Origin of the sequence: Enterococcus sp. 7F3_DIV0205, from assembly GCF_002141365.2 — a bacterium.
GTDB classification, from domain to species: Bacteria; Bacillota; Bacilli; order Lactobacillales; family Enterococcaceae; genus Enterococcus_L; species Enterococcus_L palustris.
Genome location: NZ_CP147244.1, coordinates 2,112,980 through 2,131,956, shown reverse-complemented (window position 1 = coordinate 2,131,956; position 18,977 = coordinate 2,112,980). Strand labels below are relative to the sequence as shown.

General features: G+C 33.6%; 17 protein-coding genes. 15 read left to right on the top strand and 2 right to left on the bottom strand.

The genetic code is table 11. From position 1 onward, the window contains the following. Positions 1-373: 373 nt before the first annotated feature. Complete coding sequence (locus A5821_RS10185) at positions 374-1,330, bottom strand: endo-beta-N-acetylglucosaminidase family protein (protein WP_086314468.1); 957 nt, start codon at positions 1,328-1,330, stop codon at positions 374-376. Between the two features lie 521 nt (positions 1,331-1,851). Here A5821_RS10185 and A5821_RS10180 point away from each other — a divergent pair. The 3 genes from A5821_RS10180 (at position 1,852) to A5821_RS10170 (ending at position 6,210) form a co-directional block, all read left to right on the top strand. Next, a complete protein-coding gene (locus A5821_RS10180; RefSeq protein WP_086314467.1) occupies positions 1,852-4,014 on the top strand; it encodes a PBP1A family penicillin-binding protein in 2,163 nt (720 codons plus the stop codon). A gap of 68 nt (positions 4,015-4,082) precedes the next feature. After that, a complete protein-coding gene (locus tag A5821_RS10175; protein ID WP_069654996.1) occupies positions 4,083-4,424 on the top strand; it encodes a YlbF family regulator in 342 nt (113 codons plus the stop codon). A gap of 280 nt (positions 4,425-4,704) precedes the next feature. Continuing rightward, positions 4,705-6,210, top strand: a complete 1,506-nt coding sequence (locus A5821_RS10170; RefSeq protein ID WP_139844059.1) for a helix-turn-helix domain-containing protein — start codon at positions 4,705-4,707, stop codon at positions 6,208-6,210. A 27-nt stretch (positions 6,211-6,237) separates the two neighbouring features. On the opposite strand, the gene A5821_RS10165 is transcribed toward A5821_RS10170, so the two are convergent. Further along, positions 6,238-7,746, bottom strand: coding sequence for a helix-turn-helix domain-containing protein (locus A5821_RS10165; protein ID WP_086314465.1), 1,509 nt, complete (start codon positions 7,744-7,746; stop codon positions 6,238-6,240). 239 nt (positions 7,747-7,985) lie between these two features. Here A5821_RS10165 and A5821_RS10160 point away from each other — a divergent pair, with 239 nt between their 5' ends. The 12 genes from A5821_RS10160 to A5821_RS10105 all read left to right on the top strand — a co-directional run bounded on the left by A5821_RS10160 (position 7,986) and on the right by A5821_RS10105 (position 18,811). Then, positions 7,986-8,576 (top strand): winged helix-turn-helix domain-containing protein, encoded by a 591-nt coding sequence (locus A5821_RS10160; protein WP_170923012.1) that lies wholly within the window; start codon positions 7,986-7,988, stop codon positions 8,574-8,576. Positions 8,577-8,654: 78 nt separating this feature from the next. After that, positions 8,655-9,314 carry a hypothetical protein gene (locus A5821_RS10155; RefSeq protein ID WP_086314463.1) on the top strand — a complete coding sequence of 220 codons (660 nt, stop codon included), beginning with the start codon at positions 8,655-8,657 and terminating at the stop codon, positions 9,312-9,314. 25 nt (positions 9,315-9,339) lie between these two features. Beyond that, the gene (locus tag A5821_RS10150; protein WP_086314462.1) at positions 9,340-10,443 is read left to right on the top strand and encodes a DUF916 and DUF3324 domain-containing protein; all 1,104 of its coding nucleotides are present in this window, start codon (positions 9,340-9,342) and stop codon (positions 10,441-10,443) included. 13 nt (positions 10,444-10,456) lie between these two features. Then, the gene (locus A5821_RS10145) at positions 10,457-10,786 is read left to right on the top strand and encodes an LPXTG cell wall anchor domain-containing protein (RefSeq protein ID WP_086314461.1); all 330 of its coding nucleotides are present in this window, start codon (positions 10,457-10,459) and stop codon (positions 10,784-10,786) included. Positions 10,787-10,790: 4 nt separating this feature from the next. Beyond that, the gene (locus tag A5821_RS10140) at positions 10,791-11,015 is read left to right on the top strand and encodes a hypothetical protein (RefSeq protein ID WP_086314460.1); all 225 of its coding nucleotides are present in this window, start codon (positions 10,791-10,793) and stop codon (positions 11,013-11,015) included. Positions 11,016-11,105: 90 nt separating this feature from the next. After that, positions 11,106-11,870, top strand: a complete 765-nt coding sequence (locus tag A5821_RS10135) for a WxL domain-containing protein (RefSeq protein WP_086314459.1) — start codon at positions 11,106-11,108, stop codon at positions 11,868-11,870. Positions 11,871-12,030: 160 nt separating this feature from the next. Next, the gene (locus A5821_RS10130) at positions 12,031-12,585 is read left to right on the top strand and encodes a hypothetical protein (protein ID WP_086314458.1); all 555 of its coding nucleotides are present in this window, start codon (positions 12,031-12,033) and stop codon (positions 12,583-12,585) included. A 21-nt stretch (positions 12,586-12,606) separates the two neighbouring features. Beyond that, complete coding sequence (locus A5821_RS10125) at positions 12,607-13,146, top strand: hypothetical protein (protein WP_086314457.1); 540 nt, start codon at positions 12,607-12,609, stop codon at positions 13,144-13,146. Between the two features lie 207 nt (positions 13,147-13,353). Further along, positions 13,354-15,792 (top strand): hypothetical protein, encoded by a 2,439-nt coding sequence (locus tag A5821_RS10120; protein WP_086314456.1) that lies wholly within the window; start codon positions 13,354-13,356, stop codon positions 15,790-15,792. Between the two features lie 399 nt (positions 15,793-16,191). After that, a complete protein-coding gene (locus A5821_RS10115; RefSeq protein ID WP_086314455.1) occupies positions 16,192-16,797 on the top strand; it encodes a CDP-alcohol phosphatidyltransferase family protein in 606 nt (201 codons plus the stop codon). Between the two features lie 21 nt (positions 16,798-16,818). Further along, a complete protein-coding gene (locus A5821_RS10110; RefSeq protein ID WP_086314454.1) occupies positions 16,819-17,688 on the top strand; it encodes a phosphatidylserine decarboxylase in 870 nt (289 codons plus the stop codon). Further along, entirely contained in the window at positions 17,681-18,811 is a 1,131-nt protein-coding gene (locus A5821_RS10105) for a metallophosphoesterase (protein WP_086314453.1), read from the top strand. Before A5821_RS10110 ends, A5821_RS10105 begins: the two co-directional genes overlap by 8 nt. Positions 18,812-18,977 lie beyond the last annotated feature (166 nt).

Genomic DNA, 18,977 nt, shown 5'->3' with positions numbered 1-18,977 from the left:
TGAATGTACAGATATAATTAAGGTCTTATTAAAAATATTGGTATTAGCAAAAAATGAGGTTATCATTCCCGTTTAAATAAGGGGAGTGATAACCTCGTTTTTTGTTCATATATAAGAATAAAATGTCTGAATTAGTAACTTTTTTATTTAAAAGTTACTAATTCTTAATTCCTATTACTGCTATAAAATAAAAAAATACCCACTCTTTGGGGAAGAGTGGGAAAGGAGTTAAAAATGAAAAAGTGTTTTGTTAGGGTTGTTTGTTGGTATACATATATAATACAAACCAAATATGAATTTTTTGTGCATTAAGTTATCTGAAACTGTAAAACTTTTCTAAAGAAGTGTTTAAGTTTCGCACAAAATTTGTTAACTAGTTACCATTCATGGTATTGATCAAGCGTTTTGTCCAGTTAAAATCGGTTTTGGTGATTGTATCATCGCCAAATTGTTTCCCGTCTCGATCAATTGCGTAAACAAACATTCCGCCTTTTTGACCATCTTTTGGATTCCATTTCGCATAAGCATAAGCACGGCTAGTTACGTAGGGTTCTACAGTGTCATTCCAACGATTACGATCTTGTTCTTCTGGGAAAGAGACTCCAGGGAGGAACTGTTGTGGTGTGATCGACGTTTTATACGTATTCCACGTAGTGTCTAAAGAAGCAGCTGAGCGACCGTAAGCTTGGACGAATAGGTAATCAAAGTAAGACGCTGTTTTTTTGAATAAAGAATGATTATCTTTATTTGTATCATAAATCAATAATTTTCCAGTATTGGAATTTGGGCCTAATTTTTTAGACAAGGCTTTGAAAGTCCCAACAGCCATTTCTTCTTGTTTAGCAGTCAAACTAGATTCCATGTCAACATCCAACCCATCTAAATTCCATGGTGTCAGATAAGTATCGATCAATTGTTGAGCGTATTTGTCATATTCCGCCGTTGTTGGTGTCGTACCTACATGTGGGACATTCCACACTTCTCTAATATCGATCGTGCGAATCACGCGGGTTCCTCTAGCGTGCAAAGTAGGCACATAAGTGTTTTTCAATGTATCCCAAAATTTCTGTTGATCAGTCCCTGGATTTACATAATGGAAAACAGAAACAATATCTACGCCTTCTGGAATATCTGTCATAGCCGTAACATTTTGATCAGGCAAGGTTGAATTTGCATCGTGAGGCATGGTAACATCTCGCCAAGTACGATAATAAGCCATCATGATAGGATCTTTTTGATTGACTTGCGCTGCATTAGATTGATTCGGCAATAGGCTAAAACTTAGTAAAAAGAAAATCGGAATAAGTAAAAAAGTGAACTTCTTAGACATAAAAACACTCCTCTGTCGTTTTTTGTAAAGCGTTTACATTTCAAAAAAAGTGTAGCACAAAAAAATCTAGAATAACAATTAGAGTGCTTTTTATTGGCCATCTAGGTATAAGTTTCATTGTTTTCCATTTTGCTTGAAAATTTTCTCAAAAAAAAAGAGACCCACTCTTTGGGGAAGAGTGGGAAAAAGGAGTTAAAAAATGAAAAAGTGTTTTGTTAGGGTTGTTTGTTGGTATACTTGTATAATAAAGGAGAAATATGAATTTTTTATGATCAAAGTTATGCTAATTTAGCACTTTTTTTTAACGAAAGTAAGAATATGTACTTCTAAACGCTATTTTAACAAGCGAAATCATCGATTTCTTGATGGATTCTTAAACTTTTCTACATAAAAATAAAAGAAAAGCATGGTAAAATAAGCAAAACAAAATCTATGTACAATATTCATGCTAAAGCCGTATGAATAAAAGCTATGATCTATGTTAAAATGGCTTAGAAACTTTTATATTAAGAGGGAGCACTATGGACTTTAAGACAATTATGGGAAAAATAAAATCTGGTTTTCAAAGCTTCTGGGCTTGGATCAAACCATACCTTGTTCGTTTTCACCATTGGCGGAAGCGAATTTGGAAAAAATATCAAATCAATAAGATTATTTTGCTTTTAGGGATGGTCGTGGTTTTAGTGGCCAGTATTTACTTATTTACATTAGCTAAATCGGCAAATGTAGGAGCACTAAAAAAAGGGCTGGAAGAATCTACTGTTATTTATGATAAAAATGGTGATGAAGCAGGAAAATTATTTGGTCAAAAAGGAACGTTTGTTACTATTGATCAAATTTCGCCTTATGTTAAAGATGCGTTGATCTCAACGGAAGATCGAAACTTTGAAAAACATCATGGATACGATATTAAAGGACTTTTACGTGCGGTTGTCGGAAAACTAAGTTTAGGCATGATCGGTGGCGGTGGTGGAGGTAGTACGATTACACAACAACTAGCCAAAAATGCCTACCTTACACAAGAACAAACAATGACTCGTAAAGCAAGAGAGTTATTCTTAGCAATCGAAATCGAGAAAAAATATGATAAATCGCAGATTCTAGAAATGTACCTGAATAATTCATACTTTGGTAATGGTGTTTGGGGAATCGAAGATGCCTCGCATAAATATTTTGCTGTGAGTGCGAGTGAACTTTCAGTCGGTCAAGCAGCGACCTTAGTTGGTATGTTGAAAGGACCAGGTATTTATAATCCAATCGACTATGTTGAAAATGCCGTGAATCGCCGTAATACAGTTTTACAGTTGATGGTAGATAATGGCAAATTATCTCAAGGTGAAGCCGATGCTCAAGCAAATATTGACATGGGCAGTATGCTGATTGACAATTATTCTGATCAAAATTCAGATTACAGATATCCATATTACTTCGATGTGGTCATCGATGAAGCGGTCAATAAGTATGGCTTAAAAGAAGAGGATCTTTTGAATAAAGGGTACAAAATTTATACTGCATTAGACCAAAACTATCAAAAAGCAATGGAACAAACCTATGCCAATGATGCTTTATTCCCACCAAATGCCGAAGATGGCGCAATGGTTCAAAGTGGTTCCGTTGCACTTGATCCAAAAACTGGTGGTGTCCAAGGTGTTGTAGGTGGTCGTGGAGAACACGTATACCGTGGCTTTAACTTTGCGACTCAAACTAAACGTTCTCCAGGATCATCCTTGAAACCTATTTCGGTGTATACACCAGCATTAGAATCTGGAATGAAACCAAATAGTATTTTAGAAGACAAACCGCAAGATTACTATCCTGCTGAAAACTATAGTCGGACGAATAGCGGTGAAGTAACGATGTATCAAGCATTAGGTGAAAGTTTGAATTTACCTGCTGTTTGGACATTGCATAAAATTGGATTAGATAAAGGTTTTGAGAAAACTGAAAAATTCGGTATTCCGTTAGCCAAAGAAGATAAATATTACGGTTTAGCACTTGGTGGTTTGAAAACAGGGGTTTCTCCGTTGACGATGGCGAATGCTTACAGTGCGTTTGCTAATGGCGGTGTCCAATCAGAGGCACATTTAATCACAAAAATCGTTGATTCAACAGGAGCAGTTATTGAAGATAACACGAATGCCAAAACGAAACAAATCATCACAAAAGATACTGCGGATCAAATGACAAGTATGCTCTTAGGTGTCTTTAGCTCAGGAACTGGGATGAATGCTGATCCAGCAGGATATGTTATGGCTGGGAAAACTGGAACGACAGAAACAAATTTTGATACAGATAAAACCAATGACCAATGGGTTGTCGGCTACACACCGGATGTGGTGGTTGCAACGTGGTTAGGCTTTGAACAAACAAGTGAAAGTCATTATCTGCAAGGAAGCAGCGCTACACATGCTTCTACCGTTTTCAGCAGCCAAACGCAAGGGATTTTACCTTATACAGCGCAAACACCATTTACCATAGCTGATGCTTATGCAACAGGTGGTGTTGTACAGCCGGCAGGCGAAGTGCCAACGAATGAAAACAACGATGCTTGGAAAGAAAGTGTCAAAGATATCGGTGGCCAAGTGAAAGAAGGTGCCAAAGATATCGGTGGAAAACTTAAAGAAGGCTGGGACAATGCTAAAAATGGTTTGAAAGACTTCTTCGGTGGTTTGACAGGACAATAATCGGTTTGAAAACGAATCAAAGAATGGTACAATCAAATAGAAGAATTTATAGAAATGAGGGAGATTGAATGAGCAATATTTATGATACAGCCAATCAAGTAGAACGCGAAATCCGTGAAATGGAAGAATTTAAAGCGTTAGAACAAGCATACGCAGATGTAAAAGCAGACGAAGAAGCGTACAAATTATTTAAAGAATTCCAAACCTTCCAACAAGGATTACAAGAAAAACAAATGCGCGGTGAAGAATTTTCAGAAGAAGATGCAGAGAAAGCTCAAGCACTAGCAACGGAAGTTCAAAAAGCAGAAGTCATCAACCAATTGATGCAAAAAGAACAAGCTTTCAGCTTGATCGTAAATGATTTGAATCGCATTATCATGACACCGATTCGCGATTTATATAACGATTAATTAAAAAGACGTTAAAGTATTAAGTGGATTGAATCCATATATTACTTTAACGTTTTTTTATCAAATAAAATGTAGTAAATCCCACTTCTATGCGGGATTATTTTTTTTTGTTCAAAAAAATAGTATTTTTTGAAAAAAATAAAGATATAAAATAGATTATTATTACGAAAGATTTCAAAAATATCTTCGGGTGGTGATAAATGAGAAATGGAAAATGAATTTAAATGTATATCATTAAGATATAGATAAAATTTTAAAAAAGCGAGGTGAAAAAAATAAGTTGAGATTATTTTTAGATGAAATCTATGATAGAAGGTTAAAAGTATTGAGCTACATCAATAATAGCAAAGAACCAAAGAGTGTTAAAGAAATAGCGGAAGCGACAAATTTGGCTAAAAGAACGGTATCGATGTTTATCCGACAATTTGAGCAAGAGTTAGATGTTTCTGAAAAAGTGTTTAAAATTCATTATGTCAACCAGACAATCAATAGTGTATCTATTAACAATCTGGACCTAAACAGCATTGGAAGTAATTATTTATTGAACTCTACAATTTATAAAATAATCAAGCATATTTTTTTATTTGATAAATTAGATGTCGCTAAATTTTGCGAAGCAGAATTCATAAGCGCTGCAACATTTTCTAGACACAGAAAAAAATTACGTGAAATTTTATTAAGATGTGGGCTAGATTTATCCAGGGAGAATAGTTTCATAGGAGATGAATTTAGAATAAGAAATTTCTTTTTTCTTTTTTTCTTCAACGCATCTAATACATGGGAATTTGATAAACAAGAATACATGGAAACATACACTTATTTCTCAAAGAATTTATCAGGTTGGGAACAACTAGATAGTATCAAACAACTAAAAATCATTCTTCTTGTGTACATCAGTTTAATTCGTTCGAAACATAAAAATTATGCTGAAAATCAAACACTAATAGAGTTATCAAAAAAAAGAGCTACGCATCAAACATTTACCCTTCTATTCAATTATTTTTCAGCAACTAAAAATAAAACGACAGAGCAGGTTTGGGGAGAGACTAGTGCAACAGCATTTTATATTTATAAAGATGACATACTATCAGAGCCTATTGAAATAGAAAGCTACGAAGAGTATTTTTCCATGTATTATTTTCCGTTTATCGATTTTAGTAAGGAAGTTACGAATCAAATCATCAACACTTTTTTTGCTGAATCTGATAATAAGGAATTGTATTTGAACGTTAGAAAAGAAATTGATCGTTTTTATTTAGTACGCAACATCTCTTTCATTGATTATCGAATTTTTTACTATGTTTATGATGAAGAACAGTTTTATTATGCGGATACACTTGAAACAGAAATGAAAGAGAAACTACTCTCTATTTGCCAACAACTAGGCGTATCTGAACAATATGATTTTCAAAAATATGAAACACAAGAAGTATTGCTGGATTATTTGTATCTGATTGTTTATACACTGCAGATCAGGTTTAATTCAGTGGAATATATACCTGTTCAAATCTTTATTCAGAACACAAAACTGTTTATTACGGATATTTTAATCCAGAAGGTGTCATTATTTTTTGGCGATCGTGTTCGATTTGTAGAAACCCTATCTCCTTCAGTCGATCTTATCATTACAGATATAAAAGTAATCGACGAAAAGAACCAAGTTGAGCAAGTATATGTATCAACATTTTCAGATCTTTCAGATATGTCCTATTTGTTTGAGCAAATACAAAAAAAGCTTCTGGAAAAATATAGCCAAAGAAAAATGTACTTACAAAACGATAAATAATATACCAATACAAGAATAAAAGATGGCTCAGTAAAGTAATTGGCTGATGGATTTGAGCAGTTTATGCCATTCATCTTGATCATAAGGATATTCAAAATAGAAAACGATAGCTTGTTCATTTTCTGACTTTGTATGTTCATAGGAATCTGAAATAATAATATCCGCTTCTTCCATATTATAGGTAAATGTAATAGCAGATTTAGAAAAAAAATTACTTAATCTATTTTTTATTAAATCATACCCATAAATCGTTTTTGAATACTGAATAAGAATCTTTAATTTTTTTTGATGACTTGAGCTGTTATAAACAAACCATAGGATTTTTGCAAGATATTCTACTAATGAAGATGATTTTGAAATCATAGGGAAAAGGTCAAAACTTAATTTTTCATATGCAAATTGAATAAACTCTTCTTTTTTTGAATCAAATAGATCAATGGATGGGTCACAAAAAGGGAACTTCTCATTTTCTATTTGTGAAAAAGGAACATTTATGCCAAAAAATTGAATATAAAGCAAATTGAAAATAAGTTGATAATAACTTAAAACAAAGTTTTCTTCAGACAATATAAGACAATTTTCAGCTATAAAATCATTCAAGAGTGTTGTTGCAAAGGTAGTAAGTGGTAAGCCTGAATGTATCAAATTATTCACAATAAGAAATTTGTCTTCTATAGAATCGATATTTGCAATATAAAAACGGGTTAAAAAGCCAAAATAGTATTCTTCAGCTTGAATTACATCATCGGATACCTGGTTTTTATGTAGAGCTTCTTTTATAGAATCAGGAAAAGAAACAGGAGAGATTTCTTCAAAAATAGTTAAATAATCTAAAAATTCTTTCGATAACGAAACGAATTCCTTTCTATATAGAATCTGCCAATAAGTGTAGGTTTGAAAGTAAGATAATCTCATCTTTTGAGAAGGTGAGAGTAAATTGGATTTAATAGGGAAAGGAAGTTCATAAAAATTCTTTGGTGCATGGTAAAAAGGCCAGTGAATTCCTTTATAAATAGTCCAATAGATGTAAAGCATAGTCATGCGCACATTTTTTTCATCACCAACAACATTAGTACGATTTCTTTTTGCTGGAAATTCGATACTGAGATTGAAGGGCTCAAAAGAATCATTCATCTTGTTTAGTATTTTATAAGTATGTGAAAGACTAAGATTTACTTCTTGTGCTAAAGCTTCCACACTAGTGTAACTACCATAGAATAAGGCATCGGATAAATGGTATTGTTGAGAAATTTTTAAGTAATAAAGGCTCATCAGATCAATTACATAGCTTGTGCAAAGCGATTTATCAATATAAATAGAAAGGTATCCATTTTTTTTTGATAATATTACTAGATTTTTTTCAAATACTAAAGATAAATTATCTGCGAGTTGCTTTTGAATACGATAAACATTATGAAGTGAGATGTTAAATGAATCCATGATTTCTTGGTTCGTTACACCATTTTTATTCCGTAATAATTGTTTTAATAATTCAAATTCTTGTCGCGCTGTCCGTTTCATTAATAGAGTCTGCATTCATAGACCTCCAGTAGTTAAGATGACAGGGGGTTCCAACATCTTATTTCGATAAGCTCATTATACGATGATGTTTCTGAAAAAAACAGGGTAGTTTATTAAGTTATAATAAAAAAGAAATAAAGTTAGGAGAAAAAATGTTTAATATCGGAATTATACAATTTAAAGAAAGTTATATAACTAAAAAATACGAAAAATATTTAAGTCATAAATACGAGCTGGTGTCATCAGAGGATACTATGTCTAATTTAAATAAGTTACAGGCTATCGTAGCTTTTGAAAATGAAATAAGTGATGTAACAAAATTGTGCGAAATGATTTTGGCAGTGAGGGAACAATCAGATTGTTACATTTTCATTGTTTCTACTAATCCCAATGATACAGGGAAAATGATCTACTTACGTTTAGGAGTAGACTTTGTTTTTACTGAAAATCACCATGAGTTAGAAGAAATTTTATTGGTTATGAATAATACATTTAGCAGAAATCGAAAAGAAGTTATCAGAGTAAGTAATGAGGACAAAAAAGAAATGAAGTCTTCAAAACTATTTTTGATTCATAGTAATTTTAGCGTATTAATAGAAGGAGTTAGAGAAGTAGCGTTAACAAGGTTAGAATTCCAAACACTAAACTTGCTTGCTGAAAAACCTAAGGTAGCCTTCTCGTATGAAGAAATTTATCGAGAACTTTACCAAGAAAAGCTAGAAGGGAATCGAACATATAGAGTAGCGAATATTATTTTTCATTTAAGAAAAAAAATTGAAGTATCAACGAACAGACCAATGTATATCAAAACAGTTCGTTCCAAAGGTTATATGTTGGATATTTAAAGCTTAAAAGGAAGTAAAATGAATCTGCTTTTATGCAAAAACAGATGAAATCAAAAGGAATGGTGGTTAGGTATCGTTATGCAAGGGTTCAAAGAGAACTTTCGTAAATATAAACTGTATTACATCAGTGAAGGAGTATTTTTAATCAGTTGGCTGATTTACTTTGTATTATTTTTTCAACTGTATCAAGAAGCGTCATTTTATGTAGATCAGGGAGCTAAGTATATCATTCAGTTATTGTTTCTTGTGGAATATTATTTTAATAGCCTATTCATATATTTCATAATGAGTTTCCTATTATTGGTAGCTAATCTTTACAGCATTCTACTTTATTCCATCAAGATGAAGCAAGAAAAGAAAAAAATACAGTTTAAGTTTTCTATGCAAGTCTTCATGGGACTATACATTCTTTGTGCAGGTGCTTTACTACTAACAAAACTATGGGTCCTCTTCTTGTTGTTGATTATTCTTGCGGTAACGGTTGTTTATATCACATATGCGATGACGAAAAGTCAAAAAGATAATGACACGGTCTATGAAGAAAATGAAGTCGTGAAACAGTTGGGATCTTTTTCAACAGCTGAAGAGGCACAGAGTCGTGCACAGGAATTTGCTACTTATTGGCAAGAGGAATTTCAAGAGAATGGATATACGTTAGTTAGCGATATTTATAATGAAAAAGAGAATGAATATACTGTTGATATTTACGTAAAGTCAATTGAAAAAGATAAAGATTAATTGAGTGAGGAGCATTTTGACTTTGATGAAAAAAATATATGTACTGATACTATGTTGCTTATTGATTACAATCTCTGGAGTGAATGGATTAACTGCTTTTGCAAATGAAAAAGAAGATGATGAAATACTAGGATATGCGGTAAAAGCCATTCAGCCAAGCACACAGCTTGATCAGGAGAAAACTTATTTTTATGTGCAGACTGTTCCGGGAGAAGAACAAACATTAGAAGTAAAAGTACAAAGTACACGTAAAAAACCTATTGATTTAGAAATAACAGTTGAAGATGCAATGACAGGTGATAATGGTGAAATTGCGTATAAGGCATCTAATAATAAAGAGATGAATTATGATGAAACCTTAAAGGAACCAGTCAGTTCTATGATTGAGGTAGAAACGCCTAAGTTAACTGTTGGAAATTTTGAAGAGAAAATTGTTCGCTTCAAATTAACGCCTCCCAAAGAACACTACCAAGGAGTTAAAATCGGAGCTATTTCAATTGGTGTTGCAGATAAAGTAGACAATAAAGGAATCAAAACAGGATTTTCTTATGAAATCGGGGCAATCTTTTCGGAAACAGGAGAAGAATTCAATAATTCAGAAAGTCTAAATTTAAAAAGTGTAAGAGCTGAGTTATACCACGGGAAAAAAATGGTTTTAGCTAATTTACAAAATCCAGAACCTAAAGTGTTGGAGAACTTAACCATCGATGCTACTGTGAAAAACAAAAAAAGTGGAGATATTATCAAAGAGAAAAAAGTTCAGGGATACACTATGGCACCAAATAGTAATTTTAATTTTGGGCTGGATTGGGGAATCGCCAATATTCCATCTGGTGTATACATTATGGAGATGGAAGTTAAAAATGATTTTAATAATTGGACATTTAAAAAAGAATTTCAAATTACTGGAAAACAAGCGAATGAAATAAATGCTGGAAGTCCATACAAAATAATTACACCACTGAATGTCCAAATAGCTACAGTTACTTTGGGCGTACTGACGGTTATGATTGCTTTTTTCCAGTTCAGAAGGAAGAACAAATGGGAGAGGCACTGGAAAAAATTAAGAATTCAAAGGAAGAAAACAAAGAAAAAAAGGAATAGTGGGAATTCCAAAAGAGAGCGATGAAAAGGAGAACACTATGAAAAGTAAGCTAAAGTTATGTATTCTTTTGGGAATACTGTTAAGTTTTGCTATCACGCCACTTATGACTGTTCAAGCAGATGATGGGATAGATCACACTGAGCGAAAAACGAAGGTGGGGATTGGTTTTGAAGAAATACCAGATGACCCTATTGTGAGAGAGCCAATAAAATACCAACCAGCGACCCCAAAAAATATAGGGCAGTTACCAAATACTGGAGAAATGCTGACTTCGTTTATTGTTTTACTGATAGGTTTATCTGTCTTGATTATTTTTGTTGGAATTGCTAATTTGAAACGAGTTTATTATATAAGAGTATTGGAGTGATATTATGAGGAATTATTTATGGATTTATATTTTAGGAGTAATTGCAGCTAGTTCATTTTTCTGGTTTATCATAACTCTTTCGAGAGATATCGTTTTGGTTAAAAAGTTGAAACTAGCTAAGGCAAGTTTTATGTTAAATTTCACGTTACTCTTTATTTCATTATCAAGTGTAGGTTTAATTATCTATTTATTTACATCGTTAAAAGAACAAATAAAACTATTAGGCTAAAAAATAAAGTGAGCAATTTAAGACAGTAACTGTCGCCAATCTAAAAAATATTCTTATCTTTTAAACACAAATAGAAGGGTGAAAATAAAAATGAAAAAAATGATTTTGGCTGCGTTGTTAGTATCGACAGCAACTTTAAGCTTTGCAGGAAATGCTCATGCTGATGAAATGGATAAAATTGTAAATAATCCAAAAGAAAAAACAGAAGTAGGAATCAACTTTAAAACTAATGATGGTTCACTGCAAACAGAAGGTCCTTTTAAAGGCCATTTAGCAGTTGTGTTCAATCCAACAAGATTTCATTTTGGTTCAGGGAAAGTTGCTGCTGCTGGATCAAATAACTTAATATTTGATCAAGAAGGTGCAGATGCTACTGTGCAGGCAGAAAAACAATTCTTAGTTGTCAATGACGATAGAGAAGCAAATGGAACTACTGTGAATCCTGGTCAGGAGTGGCATGTCACAGCTACATTTTCAGGATTGAAAACATCAGCTGGTGATGACTTGGCATCAACAATTAAATTGAAAACTGGAGTAGCTCAAGGCTATGCTATTGGCTCTGCTATTGATCCTGTAACACAAGATTATATCCCAGCAAATCCTAACGCAGATGCTACAGTGATTACAGATTTAGCATCTACTGAACAAGCGAATTTCGACGGAGGGTCAGAGGTAACTTTAACTAAGGATAGTGCTGTTACTGTGTTTGGTAGAAAAACAGCCGACCCTGGTAAAAAAGGCGGAGTTGCAACACAAATTACTGATGTTCAATTGTTAATTCCTGATGGAACTGGTGCAGCAGGTAAAACATTTACAGGAGACATTACTTGGGCTTTAGCAGATACGTATAAGTAAGTAGAACAAGCGAATAATTTAAAAAAATATAGATAGAATAGATTGAATAGATTGGTTAGAGAGTTATTGTCTTAAATTGTTCACTTTTTTAAACTGATGATGGCGCGTATAATGTCAGAATCAGTTTTATTTTTTAAAATTGGAAATAGAGGTGTTTGTATTGAATAAAAAAGAAACGTTTTATAGAGTTGCAACAGGACTATTCATTTTAAATTTGTTTCCTCTTGCAACTCAAGTTTTTGCAGCAGAAGAGACAAAAAGTGTAAGAGTCTTTTACTATAATGGTCAAAACGTGAAGGAACCAGGTAATACGTTAAATCCGGAGTACGTAATAACAGTACCAGCTTCGTTAAGTTTTACTGAAAATGAACGTAGAATAGATACGACTATTTCGATGAATAACCTAAAAGGTGAACGTTATACTGGACTTCAAAAAGCGAGAGTAACGGTTGAATCAAAGTATGGCTATAATCTAGAAAATGCAGATAATTTTAAAAGCATTTCATACAGTTTAATAAAATATGACTCTTCTGGACAGAAGGGGACTGTTTTGCAGAATACAACTCCGCCAGGTGGTGAAAAAGCAGAAATAGGTGAATTTAGTAAAGATAATACCGTTGTTTCATCAGAAGCAATTCTAGGAGTTACAACAGTCGCTAAGAAAAATTTTGGAACGTATGCAGATATTCTAACCTATGTTGTTGAAAGCTTATAAAGAATAATTGGAGATTAAAACATGACAAAAAGAAAGAGTGACCACAGTAAGAAGCAGGTGAAAAAGCAACAGCTATCTAAGCTGAAATATCAAATAATCGGAGGCAGCTTCGCTGTAGTTCTTTGTATCGGTGTATTTGTATTTTTCTTTCTGTCTCAAAGAGCAGAAGAATCTTATGCAGTGGATGATAATGCAGTGAGCTATGAAGTCGCTATTAAAAAGCCTGACGGAATTGAGGGCAATGCGATTACATTTCCGGCGTATGCTGATACAAAAATACAGAAAAGTACAGAAGATTTTCCAGTGGTGTTGGCCAATCCTGATTTCAATAAAGCCTATATTAAATTTATCATAACTATCGACGATAATAAAATTCCGTTACTAACGACGGGGTTAGTTGAACCTGGTAAAGCCATTATTGGCATTCCTTTGCCAAAAGATTTAAAAGAAGGAGATCATAAGATTTATATAGAAATGTTAGGCTATTCTCAAGTGAAAGAGCCAACACGATTGTCAGGAACAAAAACTTCCTTCACCCTAACCATTGTTGATTACGAATAGTTTAGAAGATGCTATAGTAAACGCTTTTAATTGATATCAGAAGTTTATCTGGTTTCAAACAAACCGATATTAATTGTTCTGAAACTAGAATTAAAGAATCTAGAAAAAGCTTAAAACAGATTAAAGAGGTGCTTTTTGTGAGAATAGATAAGAGAATCAGACTTTATAGGGAGACCGTTACTTTGAAATAAAAGGAGGAGTTGGATTATGATAAAATCATATAAGTATAAACGAAAAAGTGGTATGCTATTTTTTCTGTTTAGTATAATATTTTTTGTGAATTTAAACGGTAAAACTTTCTATGCTGAGCAAAAAGAAGTTCCAAATCCAGAAGTGAGCTTAGCTTTAGTAGAAGAGAACAAAGCAGTAACTATTGATGTGAAACAAGCGATTGATTCAGAAAAATTAAAGAAGAATCCAAAAGATTTAGTCATATCAATGAACATTGAGGAATACAAAGTATCGGATAGTCAAAAGTTATTAAATTCATTAAAAGTAAAAAGTAAAAATGGTACAGACTATTCAGCGGATGAGCGAATAGAAAAAAAAGCGCCAAAAGATAATCAATTTATGTTGAAAATATCCAAGGAACTCGTAGAGGAACTTGTACAAGAAGAAAGTACAAGCATTCGTTTATCATTGAAAGAAGAAGTAACAGATGAGACAGCGGAAAATTTAACAGCTGAGTTAACAAATAACTTTAATTCTGAAACTGTGAGTAAAAAGGTGGAACTAAGAGCTGAACCGCCTATTCCTGAAAACATGACAGATCGCTTACGTACGTATAAAAATTTTACTGCTGTAGATCCGAATGGTTCTTTTCTTTCTGGGAAACCTCTTCTAGATATGAAAGGGAAAGATCTAGCTTTTCTGAAATATCGAGGGAGGACTGGAAGCGAGTATATACGTAGGACGATAAAAGTGAATGGAGGTACACCAAACTGGGTAAGACAACCTGGTAGTTCTGCAATAGTTTACCAATTCAATGTACCACCATTGGAAGGAGCCAATCATGGACTTGTTGAGATGGCGAATGTAGGAACGTATAAAGGTCGTGAGTTGACAGCTCAATTAGTGATTCCAGTAAGTAGGGGAATGATAAGTTTGATTAGAGAAAAGGGAAACGCATTAGAGGTAGCTGGGTACTCTGGTAGTTCTGGTGTTCATTCTTCTTTTGAATTTAAAGTAAATATTCTCTATTCAGATACAAAGGAGCTTATTGAGAAGGATGCAATAGTTATTATTCCATTCCGTTATTCAATGTATTGGTCTAGTGGAGCAACAGTGTTTGCCAATCAGAGAGATATAACTAATTTAGTTATAGGAGAGAATTTTTGGTCAAACGGATGGACAAACCCAGATTATGGTTTCTATACCATAGATCCATTAGATCCAGATGGATTTAATATGGGGTTTGCATCGAATCCTTCTGGAGGGAATGACTACAGCTATAATATTATTTATAGTGGCACGGAAAATATATATGTTGGAAAGCGGATACCCTCTCTTGCTACAACTCTTGATATGTTCGCAAGTTATGAGAAGATGCTGATAGAACGTGGATTTGTACCAACGAGTATTCTGGGAACTAAGCAAAAAACAATGAAAATCGCTGGAACATTATTTCAAGTAGTACCAGAACAACCTGCAGCTTCCTTATATAAAGAGATGTCTGTTTACTTTAAAATAGAAGGTTTAGCAAGAAAATTGACGAGAGCTGATTTAAAATTAAGGAATAATGACACCGGGCAGGATTATACGACTCATCCAAGCTTAGTTGGCCAAGAGTTAGAATATGATGAAGTTACAAAAACATATAAGTTAACATTTCCAAAGGAGTTTACTCAGGGAGTTATTACGTCTACATCTGGCGATATTAACTTAGCAATTGATTTTGAAGGACCAGCAATAAGCGATTCATCGGTCATGGCTTATTATAAAGGGAATGGAGACCCTTCAACGCCTTCGTTCCAATTCCCAATTGAAACTTGGAATTCAGATACCCTAGTAAGTACGAATGAAAGTGTCCATGGTTATACAGAAATAGAAATGCAAGCTCCTACTGGAACACCAGCCGTGGGGCAAACCGTAGCTTATAAATCGACTTCAGATGCAATAAAAGATACTACTCGCTTTTTCAAAGATGACGTAAAAAGTATGTTAGACTTTGATGAAGTGGAAGTGTTGTTTGCAGAAAATTATACGTTTGACACACTAGGTTTTCAATTACCTTTTAATTTTTTATTGAAGAGTAAAGTTACAGGTGTTGTAAGTCAACCAATCCAAGTGAAGATAGATGTCATAGAGAATCCGATGGCTTTTGTTACGGTCCCAGATGAAATCAAGTTGAATAAGACAAATCAGCTTGTAGCAGGAGAAGGTAAAATTGCATATACAGGTCCATATAATGTTAATATTGATGTAGAGACCGAACCTACTGTTGAATTAAAAAGCTTGAAAGAGCAGGCTAGTACAAATTTGAATGTGTTCAAAAAAGATGATACTTTATTGAAATCAGGGGAAATATTAACTACCTTAAATCAAACAAATACTGAATATATGTTTAAATTAAAGGCAAATGCAAAAGATTTTACTAAAGTAGATATATATGAAGGTCTATTGAATTTTAATTTTACTGTTAAGTAAAAAATAGAGTAAATTGAGTAACTAAACGAATAATGATGAATGATAAATTAGTTGAAAAACCTAGAGGAAAACGCCTCTAGGTTTTTTCCTCTAGAGTGTGAAATAGTATTCAGATATAACGTTTATTAGATAGAATTTCTGGCTCTTTAACAAGGAAGATAGAGCGGAGTCACTTTTAAAGGGGGAATCAGGGAATGCTTTTTGGAGATAAAAGTAAAAAGTGAAAAAAACATCTAACTCACTTCGTAAAAAATAACGAAATGATTATTGGATAGCAGTTTTTTTAGTCGTTTTCATGCGGTCAATAAAAAAATACAAAATCTCCGAAAATCCTCCCCAATGACTCTCTTTTAATGATATAGTAATACTAAACGAAAAAAGAATTGGGGAACAAAAAGTATGATTGGTATTTATGATTACACAGTTATCCTAACCTATGGAAATGCAATATTTTCAATAGTTGGAATGTATTTAGCACTTACACAACACATCGTTGAAGCTATTTTTTGTTTAGTACTCTCAGGTATTTGTGATATGTTTGATGGATTTGTCGCAAATATGAAAGAACGTACCAAAAGTGAGATGTGCTATGGTATTCAGATCGATTCTCTTGCTGATTTGATTAGTTTTGGGGTTTTCCCAACTGTTTTAGGGTATGCATCAGGTTTGACTCAAGGAATTTATTTGCCATTATTCGTCTTTTATATTTTAGCAGCTTTGATTCGGTTAGCGCACTACAATGTGACGGAAATGGAGAGAAAAGAGCATTGCGACACGTGTCGTGAATATTATGAAGGATTGCCTGTTACGAGTAGTGCTGCCTTGATTCCATTGTTATTTTTCATTACAGGACGCTTGCATATTGCCTTTACATTAATCTACCCAGCTGCGTTATTGATCATTGGTTTTTTATTTATCTCGAAAGTCAAAATCAAAAAAGTCGATCCTAGAAAATTAGCTTTTGGAGCATTTGTAGGAGCGGTGGTCGCATTTTTTGTTCGTTAAATTTTTCAAAGGGGTAACTACATGGAGCAGCAGTTTAAAGCAAAGGCTATCACTGAAAATGATAGTGGATCATTACGTTTTTTATATAAAAATTCGATTGGACGACTTATTTTAAAAGGGCTTATTCAACCACCGATGACAAAAGTTGCGGGAGCTTATTTAAATAGTTCGTTTTCAAAAAGGATGATCCCTCGTTTCATTAAGCAAAACAATCTTCAAATGGACGAATATGAGCCTATGACGTATCGTTCATTCAACCATTTTTTTATGCGGGAAATCAAACCGAAAGCACGCTTATTATCACAAGATGAGCTCTCTTTGGGAGCGCCTTGTGATGGCAAAGTCACGGTGTATCCAATCAATAAAAAACAAACGTTTAAAGTAAAAAATTCAGAATATGATCTTGCAGAATTACTTGATAACACAAGCCTTGCAGAAGAATGGCAAGGAGGATGTGCTGTTATTTTTCGTTTGACTCCTGATGATTATCATCATTATTATTTTATTGATGAAGGAACCATTAGTCAGCATCAGAAAATAGCAGGTGTTTTTCACACTGTGCAGCCGATTGCAGTCCATAATGAGCCAGTCTTCTCTAGAAATGCAAGAGAGGTTACAGTTATTGAGACGAAAAACTTTGGGAAGATTGCTCAAATTGAAGTGGGTGCATTGATGGTCGGAAAAATCAAAAATGTAAAAGAATCAGGGAACTGTCAGCGTTTTGAAAAAAAAGGTTGGTTTGAATTTGGTGGTTCAACAGTGATTTTATTATTTCAGAAAAACCAAGTAAGGATCGATTCAGAACTTTACTCTAACACTGAAAATAATCTTGAAACGATCGTGAAATTTGGCCAAGTTTTTGGGAGGAAAATGGGGGGAATGCATGAATAAGTTGGCATTTTTAGTTATTGAGGCATTATTCCTTCTAGGAAATTTTTATATCGGTAGAAAGTTTATTTTCATATTCGAACAATTTTCATTTTTTAAGTATCCATTGATTTTATGGGTGATTATTGGTCTATTGGCACTCACATCGCTGCTGACGATGTTATTATTTGATGTTAATGTGGGCGGATGGATTGGGAAAATTGGCAGTTATTGGCTGTCATTTTGGTTTGTATCATTAGTTATTTTTGGGTTGACTGATTTGATCATGAAGATTACAGAGAAAATCACCTCGATTCAGTCAAAAACCTCCCTAAACGTGTGGCTAGGTTCAATGCTGCTGGTTGTTATTTTATTTTGTTATGGTTCGTGGCAAGCACAGCAAGTCAAAACAATTAATTATCGAGTAACGATCGATAAAACAGCAAACAATAAGCTAAAAAAATTAAAAGCTGTACTGATCAGTGATTTGCATTTAGGCTATGTGAATGATGTGAAGAAGTTAGAAAAAATCGTGACGAAAATCAATCAAATGCATCCAGATGTCGTTTTTATTTCGGGGGATTTGTTTGATGGGAATTATAAAGCATTACAAGATACATCAGGCATACAAAAACAATTCAAACGACTATCTTCCACTTATGGAACATACATGTGTTGGGGGAATCATGATGCTGGCGAAACCTTTGAAAAGATGAAGGCACTTGTTGAAGCATCAGACATTGTTTTACTAGAAGATGAAATGACAGTTGTTGGTGAAGAAATTTTAATAGTAGGTAGAAAAGACAGCCGACCGATCGGTTCGCAAGATGGTGATAGAAAAAATCTTAAAGAGCAATTTAAGAAAGTGGGCAATCAACTGCCAAAAATCATCTTAGATCATCAGCCATCAAACATAGATGAATATAAGCAGGCTAATGAGTTGATTCTTTCAGGACATACGCATCAAGGGCAGATTTTTCCGTTTAGTTTAGTGACAAAAGCGTATTTCACTGTGGATTATGGATATTATCGTAAAAATGAACAGAGCCCGCAAGTTATTGTGTCTTCCGGTGTTGGTACATGGGGGCCGCCAATGCGAATCGGTACTCAAAGTGAAATCGTTCAAATAGAGATTATAACAGAATAAGTATGAGCAAATAGAGGCTGGAATAAAACTCACAGAGTTGAATTTCAGGCTCTTTTATTTTATCTCTTCAAAAAAATGGAAAACGAACAAATTTTCGTATGTTTTTACTGACCGCTTCTAAATAAAATGATATGATTAAGGAAACGAATTAGGGCGAATAGGAGGA

Excerpts from the sequence above, each read along its gene's own strand:
- A5821_RS10115 (WP_086314455.1), top strand. The coding sequence starts at position 16,192 with ATGATTGGTATTTATGATTACACAGTTATCCTAACCTATGGAAATGCA.
- A5821_RS10135 (WP_086314459.1), top strand. The coding sequence starts at position 11,106 with ATGAAAAAAATGATTTTGGCTGCGTTGTTAGTATCGACAGCAACTTTA.
- A5821_RS10105 (WP_086314453.1), top strand. The coding sequence starts at position 17,681 with ATGAATAAGTTGGCATTTTTAGTTATTGAGGCATTATTCCTTCTAGGA.
- A5821_RS10185 (WP_086314468.1), bottom strand. The coding sequence starts at position 1,330 with ATGTCTAAGAAGTTCACTTTTTTACTTATTCCGATTTTCTTTTTACTA.
- A5821_RS10175 (WP_069654996.1), top strand. The coding sequence starts at position 4,083 with ATGAGCAATATTTATGATACAGCCAATCAAGTAGAACGCGAAATCCGT.
- A5821_RS10155 (WP_086314463.1), top strand. The coding sequence starts at position 8,655 with ATGCAAGGGTTCAAAGAGAACTTTCGTAAATATAAACTGTATTACATC.
- A5821_RS10145 (WP_086314461.1), top strand. The coding sequence starts at position 10,457 with ATGAAAAGTAAGCTAAAGTTATGTATTCTTTTGGGAATACTGTTAAGT.
- A5821_RS10110 (WP_086314454.1), top strand. The coding sequence starts at position 16,819 with ATGGAGCAGCAGTTTAAAGCAAAGGCTATCACTGAAAATGATAGTGGA.
- A5821_RS10150 (WP_086314462.1), top strand. The coding sequence starts at position 9,340 with ATGAAAAAAATATATGTACTGATACTATGTTGCTTATTGATTACAATC.
- A5821_RS10160 (WP_170923012.1), top strand. The coding sequence starts at position 7,986 with ATGTCTAATTTAAATAAGTTACAGGCTATCGTAGCTTTTGAAAATGAA.
- A5821_RS10165 (WP_086314465.1), bottom strand. The coding sequence starts at position 7,746 with ATGCAGACTCTATTAATGAAACGGACAGCGCGACAAGAATTTGAATTA.
- A5821_RS10180 (WP_086314467.1), top strand. The coding sequence starts at position 1,852 with ATGGACTTTAAGACAATTATGGGAAAAATAAAATCTGGTTTTCAAAGC.
- A5821_RS10120 (WP_086314456.1), top strand. The coding sequence starts at position 13,354 with ATGATAAAATCATATAAGTATAAACGAAAAAGTGGTATGCTATTTTTT.
- A5821_RS10140 (WP_086314460.1), top strand. The coding sequence starts at position 10,791 with ATGAGGAATTATTTATGGATTTATATTTTAGGAGTAATTGCAGCTAGT.
- A5821_RS10125 (WP_086314457.1), top strand. The coding sequence starts at position 12,607 with ATGACAAAAAGAAAGAGTGACCACAGTAAGAAGCAGGTGAAAAAGCAA.